The following is a 17,061-nucleotide window of genomic DNA, read 5'->3' as shown; positions in this document are numbered from 1 at the left end:
GGGAAAGCTCTTTCCGTCCGCGCGGTCAGGCGATCAGCTCGGCGGCCTTGGCGTCTGACGCCCGCAAAGCATCGGCCGGGGTCATCGAAACCAGCAGCCCGCGCTGGCCCGCATTGATCCAGACCCGGTCCAGCCCACAGGCCTGCACTTCGATCACGGTCGGGCTGGCCCTCTTCTGCCCAAAGGGAGAAATGCCGCCCACACGGTATCCGGTCAGCCGCTCGGCCTTTGCAGGCAGCATCATCTCGGCCTGCTTGCCGCCAAAGGCAGCGGCCACCTTCTTCATGGAGAGTTGGCGATCGGACGGCAGCACGCAGCAGCCGGGCTTTCCATCGACCTCGACCATCAGGGTTTTCAGCATGGATGCTGGCAGGATTCCCAGAGCCTTTGCCGCCGCGAGCCCGATGGCATCGGCGGACGGATCATAGTCATAGGGATGCAGCGCGAACACGATCTTCAGCGCGGCAAGATGTTTCAGTCCGGGGGTCGAGGCCATAATGGGTCGTTACTTTGCCGGGGCCGGGCCACCTGCGGGCGGCCAGGCCCTCTTTCCTTTGAAAAAAATCCTCTGGGGGTCCGGGGGGCGAAGCGCCCCCGGTGCCAGCTCTCAGTAAACCACGACCGCGCGGATGGATTTGCCGGCGTGCATCAGATCGAAGCCTTCGTTAATGCGCTCCAGCGGCAGGATATGCGTGATCATGCTGTCGATCTCGATCTTGCCGTCCATGTACCAGTCGACGATCTTCGGCACGTCCGTGCGGCCGCGCGCGCCGCCAAAGGCGGTACCTTTCCAGACCCGGCCCGTCACCAGCTGGAAGGGGCGTGTCTGGATTTCGGCGCCAGCCGGGGCCACGCCGATGATGATCGACTGACCCCAGCCCCGGTGCGTGCATTCCAGCGCGTCGCGCATGACCTTGACGTTACCGGTGCAGTCGAACGAGTAATCCGCCCCGCCGATCTGGTCGGCCTCGGTCTTGGTCAGGTTCACGATGGCCTGCACCACCGATCCCTCGATCTCTTTCGGGTTGATGAAGTGGGTCATCCCGAACTTCTCGCCCCATTGCTTCTTGTCGTTGTTCAGATCGACCCCGATGATCATGTCGGCGCCCGCCATCTTCAGGCCCTGAATGACGTTCAGGCCGATGCCGCCCAGACCAAAGACCACAGCCTTTGCGCCGATCTCGACCTTGGCCGTGTTGATCACTGCACCGATGCCGGTGGTCACGCCGCAGCCGATGTAGCAGATCTTGTCGAAGGGGGCATCCTCGCGCACCTTGGCCAGCGCGATCTCGGGCACCACGGTGTGCTGGGCAAAGGTCGAGCAACCCATGTAGTGATGGATCGGCGTGCCATCCAGCATCGAGAAGCGCGTGGTGCCATCCGGCAGCAGGCCCTGACCCTGCGTCGCGCGGATGGCGGTGCAGAGGTTGGTCTTCTGGCTAAGGCAGGACGGGCATTGGCGACATTCCGGGGTGTAAAGCGGAATGACATGGTCGCCCGGTTTCAGTGTGGTGACGCCGGGGCCACATTCGATGACGACGCCTGCACCCTCATGGCCCAGAATCGCCGGGAACAGCCCCTCGGGATCGGCCCCCGACAGGGTGAATTCGTCGGTGTGGCAGATCCCCGTGGCCTTGATCTCGACCAGAACCTCACCCCATTTCGGGCCTTCGAGGTTCACCTCCATGATCTCCAATGGCTTGCCTGGGGCAACGGCGACGGCGGCGCGTGTGCGCATGGGTACCTCCCTCTGTCAATTTGCGCCAAGTTGTGCCAAAGAGTCGCGGAACGCAACGCGGGAAAACGACACGTATGAACAGACTTGCGAAATTCGCGGCACTTTCTTTGACGCTGCTGCTCGTGGCCTGCGCCGCGCCCGAGCCTGAAACGGTGGTACCGGCCGCCCCTCCGGGGATTGACCCGGTGACCGGTTTGCCGGTCGATCTGACACCGGGCCTGAATGAACGCGAGCCCGACACCTGCCACGCGGCGGACTACCAGTACCTGATGGGTCAGACAGAGGCGGCAGTCATGGCGGCGGCCATCACCGATCGTCCGACGCGGATGGTGACGATGGGCGGGATCGTGAGCCAGGAAGAGTACAACTCGTTCCGGGTGAACTTCTACACGGATGCGACGGGCCGAATCGTCCGTATCAGCTGCGGCTGAAAACCGCCTGCATGCAGTCGGTTGCCACCCCTGCCCTTGCCAAGGGCGGGGGTGTTTTACATGCTGGCTAACAGTGGACAGGTGAGGCATGAGACGGACAATCGCGTTTTCGGGGATCGCGGTCATTCTGGCTGGATGCGCAGCACCGCGTGTCGACGAGCCAGACCATGGCGCCCCACAGGGCTGCGGTGCCGGGAGATTGGCCGGCTGGGTCGGGCAACCGGTCGCCGCGCTCGACGAGCAATACCTGCCCTCGACCATCCGCATTCTCAGACCGGGCACCCCGGTGACCGAGGATTTCAGCCCAAGCCGTCTGAACGTCGATGTCGATGCAGCCGGGACCATCACCGGATTTCACTGCGGCTGATCTGCCGCACCTTTACGGAGGCTATGATGACAAGGACCTATTCGTTCACCGCAGGCTGTGTAGCCCTGTTGGCACTTGCTGCCTGCGTCTCCGAGCCAGCGGTCGTGGCAGCGGAAGAAGATCAATGTGGCGCTTCGGCCCAGCAGGGCCTGATCGGCCAAAGCCGCGAAGTGCTGACCGAGAAGTCCTTCACCGGACCGGTCCGCGTGATCGGGCCTAATCAGGCGGTCACGATGGACTTCAACCCCGAGCGGATCAACCTTGAAACCGACTCGGTCGGGATCATTACGCGCGTCTTCTGCGGCTGACGGCAAACCCGGCCCCCGCAATACGTGCAGGGGCCGGAGTTCGTCTGATTACATGCGATAGTCGGTGTGGCAGGCCTTGCAGGTGCCGCCTGCGACCCCGATTCCGGCCTGCAATGTCGGAAGCGAGCTGGCGTCAATTGCGGCTGCAGCTTCCTGTGCTTTCGACGCCTTGGACACAAAGTCATCCCAGTTCGTCCAGATCTCGGGCTTTGCCTCGGATGCCGGATCGGTGGCCTGTGGTTCAAACTTGGCAGGAACTTCGGCAAAGGCGGCGGCAAGCGCATCCTTCGCGGCAGTGGCTGCGGCCGCGTCGAATGCGGCCTTCTCACCGGCCATGTCGCCCAGAACCTTCATGTTCTGTCCCACGGTCTTCATCAGATCGGTCCGTGCCTTCACGGTGGGGTCTTTTGGCTCTTCCTTGGCAAAGGCGGCAGTCGCGGTAACGGTCACAAGGATCATGGCGAGTCTGGAAATGGTCTTCATGCTCTGGCTCCGGGCTGGGAAAAACACCCCGACTATAGGGGCGAAGATCACCGTCGCGATATCCAGCTTGGCCCGGCCAGGCACTTGTCACGCGAATGTGTATGCGCAGCGTCTGGTCACAGCAGGTGCAGCAGCGCTTCGACCTCGGCCTCGGTGGTGGCCCAGCTTGTTACCAGACGCGCACCCTCAAATCCCTCGGGGGCGGGCATGTCGTGGAAGGTTGCACCGGCAGCACGCAGCCGGGCAGAGGTGCCCTGAGGCCAATGCGGAAAGAGGATGTTGGCCTCGACCGGATGGGCAAGCGCAATCCCGCGTGCTGACAGGCCATGGACCAGACGCGCGGCCATTCCGTTGGCATGCGCTGCCCAGTCGAGCCAGCGGTTGTCTTCGAGCATGGCAAGCATCTGTGCTGCCAGATACCGCCCCTTGGACAGAAGATGTCCACCCCGCTTGCGGCGCAGGTCGAACTCCCATGCGCGCTCAGGATCAAAGAGGACAACCGCCTCGACCCCCATCAGGCCGTTCTTCGTGCCGCCGAAGGACAGCACATCGACCCCTGCGCGCCATGTCAGCTCTGCCGGATGTGTGCCGGTGGCGGCAACCGCATTGGCAAAACGCGCGCCATCCAGATGAACGGGCATGCCGCCCGCGCGGGCCAGATCGACCAGCGCTGCGGTCTGCGCGGCGGAATAGACAGTCCCCGCCTCGGTCACGTTGGTCAGCGAGAGCATGCCGCGTTGCTGGTTGTGTACGCTCGCCCCGCTGGCCTCGATGGCCCGCGCAAGTGCCGATGCGTCGATCCGGCCGTGCGCGCCGGGGATCAGCGAAAGGCGGGCGCCGTGAGTGTAGAACTCGGGCGCGCCGCACTCATCCTCGGCAATATGTGCATGCTCGTGGCAAAAGACCGTGCCCCAGGGCGGGCAAAAGGCTGCAAGAGACAGCGCATTCGCCGCCGTGCCGGTCGCGACCAGCCGGACAACAGCATCCGGCGCGCGCAGCACCTCACGCATCAGTGCCTCGACGGCCTGCGTCAGGTCATCGGCCCCATAGCCAGGGGCGCCGCCATGATTGGCCTTGGACAGAGCCGCCAGAACCGCGGGTGGAACGGGGGCTGCGTTGTCCGAATTGAAGATCATGGTGTCTCGTCGATGATGTAATTGTCCCACTCGTCTTCGGGCACCTCGAATTCGGGCACCGTCCAGCCCCGGACCGAGGCCCCGGCGGTATGCACCGATTCCGGATCGCCCGTAACCAGAGGGTGCCAGTCGGGCAGGGGCTTGCCTTCGTGCAGCAACCGGTAGGCACAGGTCCTCGGCATCCAGTAAGCGATCTTGGGCAGGGTTGACGGGGTCAGCTGCACGCAATCAGGCACGAATTGCTTGCGGATCGGGTATTGCGTGCAGCGGCAGGTTTCCCCATCGAGCAAGCGGCAGGCGACGCGGGTGAATTCAACTTCGCCCGTGTCTTCGTACTCGATCTTGTTCAGGCAGCATTTGCCGCAGCCATCACACAACGCCTCCCATTCATCGGAGGTCATGTTCTTCAGCGGGACGGTTTCCCAAAAGCGGGGGCGGAGCCTGGACATGCCGTAAGGTGCCTTGAGTTGCGCCAAAAGGAAAGGGGCGGTCAGGCGGCGAGGATCGCCCGCGCCCGATCGCAATCAGCATGCATCTGCTCCATCAGCGCGGGCAGACCATCGAACTTCATCTCGGGACGCAGATAGTCCACCAGCGCAACCGACAGGTGCTGGCCGTAAAGGTCGCCGGCAAAGTCGAAGATGAAGGTCTCGAGGTTCGGGGCGTTCTCACCAAACATCGGCCGCACGCCGAGGCTTGCTGCGCCACCGTAACTGCCGGCCCGCGGGCCGGTCAGAACATCGACCTTCACCGCATAGACGCCAAGGCGCGGCAGGTGCAGGCCCGCCACGCTCATGTTGGCCGTCGGAAAGCCCAATTCGCGCCCACGCTTTTCACCGTGAATGACTTCGCCCTCGATCCGGTGCAGGTGGCCCAGCATGGCTGCTGCGTCCTGCGGGCGGCCTTCGCTCAGCGCGTTGCGTATCGCGGTGGAGGAGATCTCCTTGCCGCCCGAGCGCAGAAGGGGGGCCACGGTGACGCCAAAGCCGTACTGCCGGCCAAGGTCCGTCAGGTCTGCAACCGTGCCCTTGCGACCCTTGCCGAAGCAGAAGTCGCTGCCGACGGTCACATGGGTGACGCCAAGGCCATTGGCCAGAACCTCGCGCGCGAAGTCCTCTGGCGAAAAGCCTGCCATCTCTGCGCCGAAGGGCAACTCATACAGCCGCTCCACCCCCAGCTTGGCCAGCCGGTTGGCGCGCGCTTCGGAGTTCATCAGGCGGAAGGGTGGGGCATCCGGCGCAAAATACTCGCGCGGGTGTGGCTCAAAGGTCAGAACGCCCAGACGGCCCTGCGCGGCGGCGCTTTCAATCACCGAGCGGTGGCCCAGATGGACGCCATCAAAATTGCCCATGGCAACCGATGCCCCCCGATCTGCGGGCAACAGCCCCTGCCAGGATTGGATGATCTTCATGCGGCCCCAAAGCGAGGGCGCGGCCCTCAGTCGAACTTGCGGCTTGGTGCCAGAACCAGCGCCTCGCCCTTCAGGACAACCGTATTACCCACGGCGCAATGGGTTTCAAGGGTCACGCGACGTTTGGCATGGTCAATCGCGGTCACCTTGACCTCGGCAAGAACCGTGTCGCCGGGGCGGACGGGCGCCATGAATTTCAGGCTTTGGCCCAGATAGACCGTGCCATGGCCGGGCAGCTGTTCGCCGATCACGGCCGAGATCAGACCGGCTGTCAGCATCCCATGCGCGATGCGGCCTTGAAAGATCGTGTCCTGCGCATAGGCATCGTCCAGATGCACAGGATTCCGGTCGGTCGAGATCTCGGCGAACATCTCGATGTCGCGATCCGTCACCGTCTTGCGCAGGTGGCGCGTCATTCCGATTTCGATGTCTTCGATGCAGATCGTGCCGCGGGGCATGTTGTCGAGCATCCTCGAATCCTCCGGTTTCTGCGCTGCAATCTAGCAGATGCTGCATTGCAGCGCAATCCGTCGGGCAATAATTGTCCGTAGATGCGACAAAAGTGGTAATTATGTTGCGAGGGCGTTATCCGAGGTGCGCCATCGCATGGGTTGGGGCAAGGCCCTCCTCCTCGAACCAGGCCTCTAGCAAGTCCTTGTTAGGATTTGCTGAATCCGGGCCAAACCGGTCTGCGACGATGCCGCCGGTGATGAAGAGCGTATCGATCCCCTCATTCTGGCCGCCCAGAACGTCGGTCCAGGGGCCGTCTCCGATGCAGAGGATGTCGTCATTGCCGATCTCGCCCACGGTCTCGGCCAGCTTGCGCCGTGCAAGGTCATAGATCGGCGGATGCGGCTTGCCGAAATACAGCACCTCACCGCCGCGCTCGGCATAGGCTTCGGCCAGCGCCCCCGCGCAGTAAACCCGCTTGTCGCCCATGTCGACGACGATATCGGGGTTGGCGCAGAGCATCTTGAGGCCGCGTGTCTTGGCCAGCAAAAGCTCTCCGCGATAGTCTTCGGGCGTCTCGGTCAGATCATCGCGCAGGCCGGTGCAGACAATACCTTCGGCCTCGGCCAGCGGCACGAATTCGATCTTCGGGTTCTTGTCTGCGATAGCCTGCAGGGCGGGGGGCAGGTCGGTGAAGAAGGGCATGTCCTTTTCGGCACCGATGAAATGCACCTTGAAGCCCACTGCGCCGGTCACCAGCGCATGTTGCGCGGCGTCCCCGGAAGAGACGATGAAATCATAGCAGTCACGCGGGGCGCCGATGCGTTCCAGCTGCGCGGCAACCGATCCGAACGGACGCGGGGCGTTGGTCATCAGGACGACCGTTCCCCCTTGGGCGCGAAAGGCCTGCAGGGCTGCGACGGCGGCGGGGTAGGCGGTCTTGCCGTTGTGCAGGCAGCCCCACAGGTCGCAGAAGACCGCGCGGTAACGGAACGAGATATCGGAGAATGCGGCGATCATCTGGGTCATTTCGGGGCCTTTCTGGAACACATGTCTGAAGCAGGACCACGGAAGGGTAACGGGCACAAGACGGGAAAAGCAAAGGGCCGGGGAAGACCCCCGGCCCGTTTCCGCGCATTCGGCCGCAGTCAGAGCTTCAGCGAAGGGATGATCTGCTTCTTGCGGCTCATGATGCCGGGCAGCACAACCGTGTCGCCGCTGACCTTGCAGCCAAAGCTTGCCTCGGCCAGTTGCTTCACCAGATCGTTGGGCACCAGCAAAGTCGCCTCTTCGCGAATGATGTCGACAACAAAGAGAAGCACCTGATCGGCGCCGTCTTCCTTGGCCACCTCGATCATCGAAGACATCAGGCTGTCCTTGCGATCGAGTACGACCTTTGGTGCCGTGGTTTCCAGAACCGAGACGCGCAGCTCCTTGCCCGCGACGTTGTATTCCTTGGAATCCATCCGCAGCAGCTCGGCGTCGCTAAAGGCCGAGACGTCCGACTTGGCCTCAAACATCTTCGCGGCCAGTTCCGGGATCGACACGCCCAGATCTGCGGCAAGGCTTTCGGCCACGGCGCGGTCATGGGCGGTAGTGGTGGGGCTGCGGAATTCCAGCGTATCCGAGAGGATGCAGGACAGCATTGCGCCCTTCACGCCGCGGGGCGCGCGTGCCACGTCGGCCCCCATCAGGTCATGCATGATGGTGGCGGTGCAGGCCAGCGGGCGGATGGTGATGTCGATCGGGGTCTTGGTCTTAAGCCCGCCAACCAGCATGTGGTGGTCGATGATGGCGAGCAGCTTTGCCTCGTTGATCGAGGGGACCAGTTCGGCCGGGTTGTTGGTATCGACGATCACGACCTCGTCCCCGGCGGCGATGTCGGTGATGATGGCAGGCTTCGCAAGCTCCCAGTGCTTGAGCACGAAGGCCGCTTCGGTGTTGGGTTCACCCAGAAGCACGGCCTCGGCCGGGGTGCCTTTCACCTCGGACAGATACCAGGCCCAGGCAATGGGCGAGCCGGTGGAATCGGTGTCGGGGGATTTGTGGCCGAAGACCTTGATCATCTTGTGTCATCCGTCGCTGAAAGGGTCGGGCGCCTTATAGGCAAGCGCGGGCAGCTTGTCACGCTGGCGAAAGGCCGCGCCCGGCTTGCCTGCGACAGGGCAAAGCTCAGCCGTCAAGCTGCTCAAGCTGCCAGCCGCTTTCGGCCAAGAGGTTCAGCACTCCGGTCTCGCCCGCAAGGTGCAGCGCGCCAAAGGCGGCGACGATGGGGCCCTTGGCTGCGGCCTCCTCGATCACCGGGATCCAGCTTTGATTACGCTCGGTCATCAGAACCGCCTCCATCTGCGCGAATTCGGCATCGGCGCGTTCCGGTGTGTAGCCCGGCATCTGGCCGCTCAACTGGCGCAGAAACTCCCACACCATGCGGCTTTCCCCCCGGAAATAGGCGTCCGACAGCGTCACCGAAAAGTCGGCGACCCGGTCTTCCATCATCAGCGAGGACCGCAGCATCGCGAGCTGTTCTTCGGCAGACATCGAATCGAAGATGCGAAAGACGGTGGTGTAGGGTTCAAGCGCCCGAATGGGGATGTCCCGCTCCTTGGCCAGCTCCATCACCCGATGGTCGAGCCCGAGCCCGGCTGTCACCTCGGCCATGTCACAGGGCGGTATGGCAAGGATCGAGGCCAGATACCACGGCTGCATCTTCGCCCCCATGATCGCGGGCACATTCCGGGCGGCAAGGGCCTGCGCCATTTGCGCCCATTCCTCGGGCGGGAACTGCTGCATGAGGCTGGGGCCATCGGTCAGAAACAGCAGGCCCGGATCGGCGGCAAGGTCGCGCTTGAGCGCGGCCTCCTCATCAGGGCCGGCCTCGACCAGCAGGGCCGTTGCGCCCTCCATCATGCCCGCGACGCGGGCGGTCAACGTCGCATGCCTGTCATCGGACAGGTGATAGGTGCCGACAAGCAGGACGGATTGCTCGCCCTTGGTCGCGCGCCAAAGATTGCCGCTGGAAAAGGGATGCGCCCGCGTCGCCACTTCCAGCGCCTGCGAATCAGCAGGCGCAAGGTCGGCGATCAGATTCACACCCGAACAGCGGGCCAAGGCCGATCCACCTGCAATCGTGGCGGGAAGGGTGGCGAGAAACAGCGCGGGCGCCAGACGGCGGAGAATGGATTTCAGCGACATGGCCAAGAGCCTGACATATTGCGCCCGAGGGCGAAAGGCGAAGCCGCGAAATTTTGATCGCGGGCGTTGACAGGGCTTGAATGGGTGCCTAACTGTGTGGCCGTTAGCACTCACCAGAAGCGAGTGCTAATCGAATTCAAACCTGGAAACCGAGGGAGTGTTACCAGATGGCTTTCAAACCGCTGCATGATCGTGTGCTGGTCAAGCGCGTCCAGAGCGACGAAAAGACCAAGGGCGGCCTGATCATCCCCGACACCGCCAAGGAAAAACCCGCTGAAGGCGAAGTGGTCGCCGTGGGTGAGGGCGCGCGCAAGGACTCGGGCGAGCTGATCGCGCCGACCGTCAAGGCCGGTGATCGTGTGCTGTTCGGCAAGTGGTCGGGCACCGAAGTCACGCTGAATGGCGAAGAACTGCTGATCATGAAGGAAAGCGACATCCTCGGCATCATCGCCTGATGACTGCCTGACGGATCGCTAATCCCCAACCAATTCCCAAGGAGCAAGACAATGGCTGCCAAGGACGTCAAGTTTGATACCGATGCCCGCGACCGCATGCTGCGCGGCGTGAACATCCTCGCCGATGCCGTGAAAGTGACGCTGGGCCCGAAAGGCCGCAACGTCGTTATCGAAAAGTCGTTCGGTGCGCCCCGCATCACCAAGGACGGCGTTTCGGTCGCCAAGGAAATCGAACTGGCCGACAAGTTCGAGAACATGGGCGCGCAGATGGTGAAAGAAGTCGCCTCGCGCACCAATGACGAGGCTGGCGACGGCACCACCACCGCGACCGTTCTGGCCCAGGCGATCATCAAGGAAGGCCTGAAGGCCGTTGCCGCCGGCATGAACCCGATGGACCTGAAGCGTGGCATCGACATGGCCACCACCAAGGTCGTCGAGGCGATCAAGGCGGCGTCCCGTCCGGTCAAGGACAGCGACGAAGTCGCCCAGGTCGGCACCATCTCGGCCAACGGCGAAGCCCAGATCGGCCGCTTCATCGCTGACGCGATGCAGAAGGTCGGCAACGAGGGTGTGATCACCGTCGAAGAAAACAAGGGCATGGACACCGAGGTTGAAGTCGTCGAAGGCATGCAGTTCGACCGCGGCTACCTGTCGCCCTACTTCGTGACCAACGCCGACAAGATGGTCGCCGAACTGGAAGACGCCCTGATCCTGCTGCACGAGAAGAAACTCTCGTCGCTGCAGCCGATGGTTCCGCTGCTGGAAGCCGTGATCCAGTCGCAGCGCCCGCTGATCATCGTGGCAGAAGACGTGGAAGGCGAGGCTCTGGCCACGCTCGTCGTCAACAAGCTGCGTGGCGGCCTGAAAATCGCTGCTGTCAAGGCGCCGGGCTTCGGCGATCGCCGCAAGGCCATGCTGCAGGACATCGCGATCCTGACCGGCGGTCAGGTCATCAGCGACGATCTGGGCATGAAGCTGGAAAACGTCACCATCGACATGCTGGGCCGCGCCAAGAAAGTGTCCATCAATAAGGACAACACCACCATCGTTGATGGCGCTGGTGACAAGGCCGAGATCGAAGCCCGCGTGGCCCAGATCCGCACCCAGATCGAGGAAACCACCTCGGACTACGACCGTGAGAAACTGCAAGAGCGCGTGGCCAAACTGGCTGGCGGCGTTGCCGTGATCCGCGTCGGCGGTTCGACCGAGATCGAAGTGAAAGAGCGCAAGGACCGCGTGGATGACGCGCTGAACGCCACCCGTGCGGCCGTTCAGGAAGGCATCGTCGTCGGCGGCGGCGTTGCGCTGGTTCAGGCTGGCAAGGTCCTCGATGGGCTGAGCGGCGCAAACAGCGACCAGAACGCCGGTATCGTGATCGTGAAGCGCGCGCTGGAAGCGCCGCTGCGCCAGATCGCCGAAAACGCTGGCGTCGATGGCGCCGTGGTTGCCGGCAAGGTGCGCGAGTCGTCGGACAAGAACTTTGGCTTCAACGCCCAGACCGAAGAATATGGCGACATGTTCGCTTTCGGTGTGATCGATCCGGCCAAAGTGACCCGCACCGCGCTGGAAGATGCGGCTTCGGTCGCCTCGCTGCTGATCACCACCGAAGCCATGATCGCTGACAAACCGGCCGACAAGTCGGCTCCGGCGATGCCCGGCGGCGGCATGGGCGGCGGGATGGACTTCTGATCCAGCCGAACCCGGTACAGGAAAGGGCGCCTTCGGGCGCCCTTTTTTATGTTCGGCACCCCGAACGCTGCCTTGTCGCGCACCGGTCAGCACGGCACACTCAGGCCGCAGTCTGGCTGGGGTGAGAAAATGGCGGATCGTTATGGGAGTATTGCCAAAAGCATCTCGCATTGGTGCGGCCGCCAGTCGACCTTTCTTCTGGCGTTTGGTGTCATTGCGGTGTGGATCGTGACGGGCCCGGTGTTCGGGTTTTCCGACACCTGGCAACTGGTGATCAATACCGGCACGACCATCGTGACCTTCCTGATGGTCTTCCTGATCCAGAACACGCAGAACCGCGATACCGCGGCGATCCAGTTGAAGCTTGATGAGCTGATCCGGGCCACGCAGGGCGCGCATAATGCGCTGATGGATATCGAGGAACTGGAAGAACGCCAGCTTGAGGTGTTTCGGGCGCGCTATGAACGTCTCGCCGCCGAGGCACGCAGCGCCTTGCAAAAGGGCATGCCGGATACCGGCACCCCTGATACTTAGCCCGGGTGATGCGCGGCGCTACTTGCCGGCCGCCGGAACCTGAACGCGGTTCACATGGCCCATCTTGCGCCCCGGACGGGCTTCGGATTTGCCATAGAGATGCAGGGCGGCGTTCCGCTCGCGCGCAATCTCGGGCACGCGCAGGATGTCATCGCCGATCAGGTTCTCCATCACCACATCGGAATGGCGGCTGCCATCGCCGAGCGGCCAGCCCGCAACGGCACGAATGTGCTGCTCGAACTGGTCAATCGCGCAGCCGTTCTGCGTCCAGTGGCCGGAGTTGTGGACCCGTGGCGCGATCTCGTTCACCAGAAGTCCCTGCCGCGTCACGAACAGCTCAACCCCCATGACACCGACGTAATCGAGCGCGTTCAGGATGCGCGCCGCCAGCAGCACTGCATCGCTGCGCTGTGCGGGGGAAAGGCGGGCCGGAATGGTCGTGCTATGCAGGATGCCGTCGCGATGGACGTTTTCGCCCGGATCGAAACAGGCGACCGAGCCATCAAGCCCGCGGGCTGCAATGACCGACACCTCGTGGCTGAAGGTCACGAAACCCTCAAGAACCGCAGGTGCGCCGGCCATTGCGGCCAGCGCGGCCTCTGCATCCTCAGGCCCCCGCAGGCGCGCCTGACCTTTGCCGTCATAGCCCAGGCGGGTGGTCTTGAGGATCGCAGGGGCGCCGATGCGGGACAGCGCGGCCTGCAGCTCGTCCATCCCGTTGACGGCCGAATAGGGCGCGGTTGTCAGGCCCAGCCCGGTAAGGAAGTCCTTCTCGGAGATCCGGTCCTGGCTGATCGCCAGCGCGCGGCGGTTGGGGCGGATCGGCCTTGCGGCTTCCAGCAGGTCAAGGGCTGCCGTCGGGATGTTCTCGAATTCATAGGTGATGACATCAACCGAGGCGGCGAAGGCGCGCAGTGCCTCGGTATCGTCATAGCTGGCCGTGGTCAGCCGGTCTGCAACATGAGCTGCGGGCGGATTTTCCATCGGCTCGTAGATGTGGGTGCGAAAGCCCAGACGCGAGGCGGCGACCGAAAGCATCCGGCCAAGCTGACCGCCGCCCAGAATACCGATGACCGAGCCAAGGGGGAGGGCGTCACTCATCCTTGGGCTCCTCGGGGATCGAGGCGGACAGTGCGTCGCGCCAGGCGTCCAGCCGGGCCGCCAGCGCAGGGTCACTGATCGCGAGGATCCCTGCCGCCATCAGGCCGGCATTGGCCGCTCCCGCCGCGCCGATCGCCATGGTCGCGACCGGAAAGCCCTTGGGCATCTGCAGGATCGAATAGAGGCTGTCGACACCAGACAGGGCCTTGGTCTGCACTGGAACCCCGATCACCGGCACACGGGTTTTCGACGCCATCATACCCGGCAGGTGTGCGGCACCGCCTGCACCGGCGATGATGACCTTTAGGCCACGATCCACAGCTGTCTTGCCATAGGTCCAAAGCCGGTCGGGCGTGCGGTGGGCCGAGACGATTTTCGCCTCATAGGCGATGCCCAACTCGTCGAGGATCGTCGCCGCCTCGCGCATTGTCGGCCAGTCAGACTGGCTGCCCATGATGATTCCGACGTGAACGGCCATCGCATCCCCCTTGGTTTGCAGGCGCTTTAGCGCGGCGCGGGGCGGGGGGCAAGCATTTGGGCCGCAAGCAAGCCAGCAAGGGCGCAGGGGGCTGTCTGCCCCCTCTTGGCCTTCGGCCAATTCACCCCCGAGGATACTTTCAAAAGCAAAGCGCAGATCAGGCTATGATGTCGGGGATCAGGCTGTCCTCGATCTTGACGATCTGATCCTTGAGGCAGAGCTTCTGCTTCTTGAGACGCCGCAGGGTCAGCTGATCGGGGCGGCCCGTGGCCTCAAGCGCGGAAATCGCCTCATCAAGGTCGCGATGCTCGCGCCTCAGCACCTCGAGCCGGATGCGCAGCATCTCTTCGAGATTGAGTTCCATCGACGCGTTCATATGAGGGATCCTGGCGTGGGCTCGGTTCGAGTCGTTATCATTGGGGTGTAATTATAACGGTTTTTCCGTGATTTGGGAAGAAATCTGGCCCCTCGCTGCGGGATTTGGTCAAATGCCGCGCCACTTGCGCGCCGCCCGCGCGCGCCCCATATTCAAGGGGAAGCCGTGATGCCCGACAGGGGTCCGGCGGCACGGTCGCTTATTTCGAGGACACGTCGATGACCAAGATCAGTTTCGGGGCACATCCCTATCTGCTCGGCTTTGAACAGCTGGAACGGCTGGTCGAGCGTACCGCCAAGTCGGGGGACGGCTATCCGCCGTTCAACATAGAGGCAGTGTCTGACAACGCCTATCGCATCACGCTAGCTGTCGCGGGGTTTCGCGACGAGGAGCTTTCGATCACGGTCGAGGATCGCCAGCTGGTGATCCGTGGCCGGCAGAGCGATGACGAGGTGCAGCGCGTCTGGCTGCATCGGGGGATCGCAAGCCGGGCCTTCCAGCGCAGCTTTGTGCTGGCCGACGGGGTGGAGGTCGCAGGTGCGCAGATGGATCACGGGCTTTTGCACATCGACCTGCAGCGCATCGTGCCCGATACCGTTGTTCAAACGATCCCGATCCGCACGGGCCGGCCGGAAAAGCCCGCCGCCCCGGTGAAGCGGATCGAGGCGAAGTGAGGAGGTCTGGTCATGGATACCAAAGTCGATTTCATCCCCGCCGCTGAAAGCAACATCGTCTACGTGCGCCCTGTTGCCGTGGCGGATCTTCCCGAAGAGGTCCGGGCGCAGGCCGAGGGGCTTGAGCGTCTCTATGCGGTTCACCGCCCGGATGGCGAACGCCTCGCACTGGTCCGCGACCGCCAGCTTGCGTTCGCGCTGGCCCTTCAGAACGATCTGGCGCCCGTTAACGTGCACTGACTGGGCAAGGCGCTGTACCGGATGCAGAAAGGGCGGTCCCAGCGGTCCCGCCCTTTCTCGTTCAGGGGATCGGGCGTCAGTGCCCGGCGAGCCAGCGCTCGGCATCCAGTGCCGCCATGCAGCCCATGCCGGCCGAGGTAATCGCCTGACGATAGATGTGGTCGGTCAGATCACCCGCCGCGAAGACGCCGGGAATGGACGTGCGGGTGCTGCCCGCTTCGACCTTTACGTAGCCACCGTTGTGCAGCTCGAGCTGATCCTTGACCAGTTCGGATGCCGGGGCATGGCCGATCGCCACGAAGAACCCGGCGCAGGGCACGTCGGTCTCCTCGCCCGTCTGCAGGTTGCGGGCGCGCACGGCGGTGACGCCGAGCGGGGCATCGGTGCCCAGAACCTCGGTCACCTCATGGTTCCACAGAAGCGCAATCTTGGGGTGCTTGAACAGACGATCCTGCAGGATCTTCTCGGCGCGCAGCGAATCGCGACGGTGGATCAAGGTCACCTTGCTGGCAAAGTTGGTCAGGAACAGCGCCTCTTCGACAGCTGTATTGCCGCCGCCGATGACCACGACCTCTTTGCCGCGGTAGAAAAAGCCGTCACAGGTGGCGCAGGCTGAAACGCCGAAGCCCTTGAACTTCTCTTCGCTGGGCAGGCCCAGCCACTTCGCTTGCGCACCCGTCGCAAGGATCACGGCGTCAGCGGTAAAGGTGGTTCCACTGTCGGCGCGCGACACGAAGGGGCGCTGCGACAGGTCAAGCTCGGCGATATAGTCGCTGACGATCTCGGCCCCCATGGCGCGGGCATGTTCTTCCATTCGCACCATCAGATCGGGGCCCTGCACCTCGGTGTCGCCCGGCCAGTTCTCAACCTCGGTCGTGATGGTCAGCTGACCGCCCGGTTGCAGACCCTGAACAAGCACCGGCTGCAGCATGGCGCGGGCCGAGTATACAGCGGCCGTATAGCCTGCCGGGCCGGAGCCAATGATCAGAACCTTGGAATGCCGCGTCTCGCCCATGATGCGCCCGTTTGCCTGTGTTGGTATCGACGTTTCATATAGGCAAGCCGTCCGGCAAGGGCAAACGCGTTTCCCGGCATGGCGGGCATGGCGATGGCGCATAGGGGCGGCCCGTGTCGTTCTTGGCTGCCTTGGCGAAAGAATGTTGCGCTATCGGGCGAATATTCCTAATGTCCGCGCAAAGACGCGCAGCATTTGCCACGCGCTGCGGCAACAACGACAAAAGAACAACAAGGAAGAGATGCATGGCCGGCACCCGGCTTGACCCGATCGACCGTCATATTCTGGCCGAACTTCAGGCCGACGGCAGGATGACCAATGTTGAACTGGCCAAGCGGGTGGGCATTTCGGCGCCGCCCTGTCTGCGTCGGGTGCGCACATTGGAGGAGGCAGGCTATATCCGCGGCTACCATGCCGAGGTGGATGCGCGCGAGCTGGGGTTCGAGGTCGCAGTCTTTGCCATGGTACGCCTTCACAGCCAGGCCGAATCCGATCTCTCTGCCTTTGAGGCGCGCTGCAAGGGCTGGCCGTTGGTTCGTGAATGCCACATGCTGAACGGCGAGATCGACTTTATCCTGAAATGCGTAGCCCCTGATCTGTCGAGCTTTCAGGGGTTCCTGACGGGCGAGTTGCTCAAGGCCGACAATGTCGCCAGCGTGAAAACGAGCCTCGTCATCCGCTGCGCCAAGGATGAGCCGGGCCTTCCCTTCGATGTTCTGGAAGAGCGGTTGAACCGCAGCGCCTGATCGCGGGCCAAGGCCCGCGTCATTCCCCGACCTGCTATCGTCTCTCGCTGATTGGTCGCCCAGAATCAGAACAGGCGGCCCCTAACGCCGCGCAGAGGTTCGCAGCAGGACCGCCCGTGCAGAGCAACTTAACAACTGAACCGGACATATTCCGGCACGTATGACGATTTTCACCGTCATGGGCACAGCGTCCGGTCCGGTCGCTGCAAGTCAAAAATGGCAAAAGATGGGCGTCCT

The 17,061-nt window shown here is 63.2% G+C and carries 23 protein-coding genes; 9 read left to right on the top strand and 14 right to left on the bottom strand.

Features of this window, described 5'->3' with window-relative positions; translation table 11 throughout:
• Positions 1-25 precede the first annotated feature (25 nt).
• Together FQU74_RS14690 and FQU74_RS14685 are read right to left on the bottom strand one after the other, a co-directional pair.
• The gene (locus tag FQU74_RS14690) at positions 26-496 is read right to left on the bottom strand and encodes an aminoacyl-tRNA deacylase (RefSeq protein WP_146287239.1); all 471 of its coding nucleotides are present in this window, start codon (positions 494-496) and stop codon (positions 26-28) included.
• A gap of 111 nt (positions 497-607) precedes the next feature.
• Positions 608-1,738 (bottom strand): S-(hydroxymethyl)glutathione dehydrogenase/class III alcohol dehydrogenase, encoded by a 1,131-nt coding sequence (locus tag FQU74_RS14685; protein ID WP_146287238.1) that lies wholly within the window; start codon positions 1,736-1,738, stop codon positions 608-610.
• 74 nt (positions 1,739-1,812) lie between these two features.
• Between FQU74_RS14685 and FQU74_RS14680 the strand changes: the two genes are divergently transcribed.
• The 3 genes from FQU74_RS14680 (at position 1,813) to FQU74_RS14670 (ending at position 2,844) form a co-directional block, all read left to right on the top strand.
• The gene (locus FQU74_RS14680; RefSeq protein ID WP_158635598.1) at positions 1,813-2,169 is read left to right on the top strand and encodes an I78 family peptidase inhibitor; all 357 of its coding nucleotides are present in this window, start codon (positions 1,813-1,815) and stop codon (positions 2,167-2,169) included.
• Positions 2,170-2,257: 88 nt separating this feature from the next.
• Complete coding sequence (locus tag FQU74_RS14675; RefSeq protein WP_146287236.1) at positions 2,258-2,536, top strand: I78 family peptidase inhibitor; 279 nt, start codon at positions 2,258-2,260, stop codon at positions 2,534-2,536.
• Positions 2,537-2,562: 26 nt separating this feature from the next.
• Positions 2,563-2,844, top strand: a complete 282-nt coding sequence (locus FQU74_RS14670) for an I78 family peptidase inhibitor (protein ID WP_146287235.1) — start codon at positions 2,563-2,565, stop codon at positions 2,842-2,844.
• Positions 2,845-2,892: 48 nt separating this feature from the next.
• Here FQU74_RS14670 and FQU74_RS14665 read toward each other — a convergent pair whose 3' ends face one another.
• From FQU74_RS14665 to FQU74_RS14630, 8 genes are all read right to left on the bottom strand, one after another.
• Positions 2,893-3,327, bottom strand: coding sequence for a c-type cytochrome (locus tag FQU74_RS14665; protein WP_146287234.1), 435 nt, complete (start codon positions 3,325-3,327; stop codon positions 2,893-2,895).
• A 116-nt stretch (positions 3,328-3,443) separates the two neighbouring features.
• Positions 3,444-4,463, bottom strand: coding sequence for a threonine aldolase family protein (locus tag FQU74_RS14660; RefSeq protein ID WP_146287233.1), 1,020 nt, complete (start codon positions 4,461-4,463; stop codon positions 3,444-3,446).
• Positions 4,460-4,912 (bottom strand): YcgN family cysteine cluster protein, encoded by a 453-nt coding sequence (locus FQU74_RS14655; protein ID WP_146287232.1) that lies wholly within the window; start codon positions 4,910-4,912, stop codon positions 4,460-4,462. The genes FQU74_RS14660 and FQU74_RS14655 overlap by 4 nt, the downstream gene beginning before the upstream one ends.
• A gap of 41 nt (positions 4,913-4,953) precedes the next feature.
• Positions 4,954-5,874, bottom strand: coding sequence for a bifunctional riboflavin kinase/FAD synthetase (locus FQU74_RS14650; RefSeq protein WP_146287231.1), 921 nt, complete (start codon positions 5,872-5,874; stop codon positions 4,954-4,956).
• A gap of 26 nt (positions 5,875-5,900) precedes the next feature.
• Complete coding sequence (locus FQU74_RS14645) at positions 5,901-6,344, bottom strand: MaoC family dehydratase (protein WP_146287230.1); 444 nt, start codon at positions 6,342-6,344, stop codon at positions 5,901-5,903.
• A 115-nt stretch (positions 6,345-6,459) separates the two neighbouring features.
• Complete coding sequence (locus FQU74_RS14640; protein ID WP_146287229.1) at positions 6,460-7,353, bottom strand: TIGR01459 family HAD-type hydrolase; 894 nt, start codon at positions 7,351-7,353, stop codon at positions 6,460-6,462.
• Positions 7,354-7,472: 119 nt separating this feature from the next.
• Complete coding sequence (locus tag FQU74_RS14635; protein ID WP_146287228.1) at positions 7,473-8,390, bottom strand: manganese-dependent inorganic pyrophosphatase; 918 nt, start codon at positions 8,388-8,390, stop codon at positions 7,473-7,475.
• A 106-nt stretch (positions 8,391-8,496) separates the two neighbouring features.
• Positions 8,497-9,516 carry a TraB/GumN family protein gene (locus tag FQU74_RS14630; RefSeq protein WP_146287227.1) on the bottom strand — a complete coding sequence of 340 codons (1,020 nt, stop codon included), beginning with the start codon at positions 9,514-9,516 and terminating at the stop codon, positions 8,497-8,499.
• 167 nt (positions 9,517-9,683) lie between these two features.
• Here FQU74_RS14630 and groES point away from each other — a divergent pair, with 167 nt between their 5' ends.
• The 3 genes from groES to FQU74_RS14615 all read left to right on the top strand — a co-directional run bounded on the left by groES (position 9,684) and on the right by FQU74_RS14615 (position 12,194).
• Complete coding sequence (gene groES / locus FQU74_RS14625) at positions 9,684-9,971, top strand: co-chaperone GroES (RefSeq protein ID WP_146287226.1); 288 nt, start codon at positions 9,684-9,686, stop codon at positions 9,969-9,971.
• A gap of 51 nt (positions 9,972-10,022) precedes the next feature.
• Entirely contained in the window at positions 10,023-11,660 is a 1,638-nt protein-coding gene (gene groL, locus FQU74_RS14620; RefSeq protein WP_146287225.1) for a chaperonin GroEL, read from the top strand.
• A gap of 129 nt (positions 11,661-11,789) precedes the next feature.
• Positions 11,790-12,194, top strand: coding sequence for a low affinity iron permease family protein (locus FQU74_RS14615; protein WP_146287224.1), 405 nt, complete (start codon positions 11,790-11,792; stop codon positions 12,192-12,194).
• 18 nt (positions 12,195-12,212) lie between these two features.
• Here FQU74_RS14615 and FQU74_RS14610 read toward each other — a convergent pair whose 3' ends face one another.
• From FQU74_RS14610 to FQU74_RS14600, 3 genes are all read right to left on the bottom strand, one after another.
• A complete protein-coding gene (locus FQU74_RS14610) occupies positions 12,213-13,295 on the bottom strand; it encodes a 5-(carboxyamino)imidazole ribonucleotide synthase (RefSeq protein ID WP_146287223.1) in 1,083 nt (360 codons plus the stop codon).
• The gene (purE, locus tag FQU74_RS14605) at positions 13,288-13,773 is read right to left on the bottom strand and encodes a 5-(carboxyamino)imidazole ribonucleotide mutase (protein WP_146287222.1); all 486 of its coding nucleotides are present in this window, start codon (positions 13,771-13,773) and stop codon (positions 13,288-13,290) included. Before purE ends, FQU74_RS14610 begins: the two co-directional genes overlap by 8 nt.
• 157 nt (positions 13,774-13,930) lie before the next feature.
• Positions 13,931-14,149: a YdcH family protein gene (locus FQU74_RS14600; RefSeq protein ID WP_146287221.1), complete on the bottom strand. Its 219-nt coding sequence runs from the start codon at positions 14,147-14,149 to the stop codon at positions 13,931-13,933.
• A 218-nt stretch (positions 14,150-14,367) separates the two neighbouring features.
• Here FQU74_RS14600 and FQU74_RS14595 point away from each other — a divergent pair, with 218 nt between their 5' ends.
• Positions 14,368-14,823: an Hsp20 family protein gene (locus tag FQU74_RS14595; protein ID WP_146287220.1), complete on the top strand. Its 456-nt coding sequence runs from the start codon at positions 14,368-14,370 to the stop codon at positions 14,821-14,823.
• Positions 14,824-14,835: 12 nt separating this feature from the next.
• Positions 14,836-15,063, top strand: a complete 228-nt coding sequence (locus FQU74_RS14590; RefSeq protein ID WP_146287219.1) for a DUF1150 family protein — start codon at positions 14,836-14,838, stop codon at positions 15,061-15,063.
• Between the two features lie 76 nt (positions 15,064-15,139).
• Here FQU74_RS14590 and trxB read toward each other — a convergent pair whose 3' ends face one another.
• Positions 15,140-16,078, bottom strand: coding sequence for a thioredoxin-disulfide reductase (gene trxB, locus FQU74_RS14585; RefSeq protein WP_146287218.1), 939 nt, complete (start codon positions 16,076-16,078; stop codon positions 15,140-15,142).
• A gap of 245 nt (positions 16,079-16,323) precedes the next feature.
• Between trxB and FQU74_RS14580 the strand changes: the two genes are divergently transcribed.
• On the top strand, positions 16,324-16,824 hold the full coding sequence (locus FQU74_RS14580) for an Lrp/AsnC family transcriptional regulator (RefSeq protein ID WP_146287217.1): 501 nt from the start codon (positions 16,324-16,326) through the stop codon (positions 16,822-16,824).
• Positions 16,825-17,061 lie beyond the last annotated feature (237 nt).

It is taken from the genome of Gemmobacter aquaticus, assembly GCF_007859075.1.
In the GTDB taxonomy this organism is placed as follows: Bacteria; Pseudomonadota; Alphaproteobacteria; order Rhodobacterales; family Rhodobacteraceae; genus Gemmobacter; species Gemmobacter aquaticus.
This window is presented reverse-complemented; position numbering and strand designations above follow the sequence as displayed.

Excerpts from the sequence above, each read along its gene's own strand:
- FQU74_RS14675 (WP_146287236.1), top strand. The coding sequence starts at position 2,258 with ATGAGACGGACAATCGCGTTTTCGGGGATCGCGGTCATTCTGGCTGGA.
- FQU74_RS14615 (WP_146287224.1), top strand. The coding sequence starts at position 11,790 with ATGGCGGATCGTTATGGGAGTATTGCCAAAAGCATCTCGCATTGGTGC.
- trxB (WP_146287218.1), bottom strand. The coding sequence starts at position 16,078 with ATGGGCGAGACGCGGCATTCCAAGGTTCTGATCATTGGCTCCGGCCCG.
- purE (WP_146287222.1), bottom strand. The coding sequence starts at position 13,773 with ATGGCCGTTCACGTCGGAATCATCATGGGCAGCCAGTCTGACTGGCCG.
- FQU74_RS14635 (WP_146287228.1), bottom strand. The coding sequence starts at position 8,390 with ATGATCAAGGTCTTCGGCCACAAATCCCCCGACACCGATTCCACCGGC.
- FQU74_RS14665 (WP_146287234.1), bottom strand. The coding sequence starts at position 3,327 with ATGAAGACCATTTCCAGACTCGCCATGATCCTTGTGACCGTTACCGCG.
- FQU74_RS14650 (WP_146287231.1), bottom strand. The coding sequence starts at position 5,874 with ATGAAGATCATCCAATCCTGGCAGGGGCTGTTGCCCGCAGATCGGGGG.
- FQU74_RS14690 (WP_146287239.1), bottom strand. The coding sequence starts at position 496 with ATGGCCTCGACCCCCGGACTGAAACATCTTGCCGCGCTGAAGATCGTG.
- FQU74_RS14670 (WP_146287235.1), top strand. The coding sequence starts at position 2,563 with ATGACAAGGACCTATTCGTTCACCGCAGGCTGTGTAGCCCTGTTGGCA.
- groES (WP_146287226.1), top strand. The coding sequence starts at position 9,684 with ATGGCTTTCAAACCGCTGCATGATCGTGTGCTGGTCAAGCGCGTCCAG.
- FQU74_RS14645 (WP_146287230.1), bottom strand. The coding sequence starts at position 6,344 with ATGCTCGACAACATGCCCCGCGGCACGATCTGCATCGAAGACATCGAA.
- FQU74_RS14655 (WP_146287232.1), bottom strand. The coding sequence starts at position 4,912 with ATGTCCAGGCTCCGCCCCCGCTTTTGGGAAACCGTCCCGCTGAAGAAC.
- FQU74_RS14580 (WP_146287217.1), top strand. The coding sequence starts at position 16,324 with ATGGCCGGCACCCGGCTTGACCCGATCGACCGTCATATTCTGGCCGAA.
- FQU74_RS14630 (WP_146287227.1), bottom strand. The coding sequence starts at position 9,516 with ATGTCGCTGAAATCCATTCTCCGCCGTCTGGCGCCCGCGCTGTTTCTC.
- FQU74_RS14610 (WP_146287223.1), bottom strand. The coding sequence starts at position 13,295 with ATGAGTGACGCCCTCCCCCTTGGCTCGGTCATCGGTATTCTGGGCGGC.
- FQU74_RS14590 (WP_146287219.1), top strand. The coding sequence starts at position 14,836 with ATGGATACCAAAGTCGATTTCATCCCCGCCGCTGAAAGCAACATCGTC.
- FQU74_RS14685 (WP_146287238.1), bottom strand. The coding sequence starts at position 1,738 with ATGCGCACACGCGCCGCCGTCGCCGTTGCCCCAGGCAAGCCATTGGAG.
- FQU74_RS14600 (WP_146287221.1), bottom strand. The coding sequence starts at position 14,149 with ATGAACGCGTCGATGGAACTCAATCTCGAAGAGATGCTGCGCATCCGG.
- groL (WP_146287225.1), top strand. The coding sequence starts at position 10,023 with ATGGCTGCCAAGGACGTCAAGTTTGATACCGATGCCCGCGACCGCATG.
- FQU74_RS14660 (WP_146287233.1), bottom strand. The coding sequence starts at position 4,463 with ATGATCTTCAATTCGGACAACGCAGCCCCCGTTCCACCCGCGGTTCTG.
- FQU74_RS14595 (WP_146287220.1), top strand. The coding sequence starts at position 14,368 with ATGACCAAGATCAGTTTCGGGGCACATCCCTATCTGCTCGGCTTTGAA.
- FQU74_RS14640 (WP_146287229.1), bottom strand. The coding sequence starts at position 7,353 with ATGACCCAGATGATCGCCGCATTCTCCGATATCTCGTTCCGTTACCGC.
- FQU74_RS14680 (WP_158635598.1), top strand. The coding sequence starts at position 1,813 with ATGAACAGACTTGCGAAATTCGCGGCACTTTCTTTGACGCTGCTGCTC.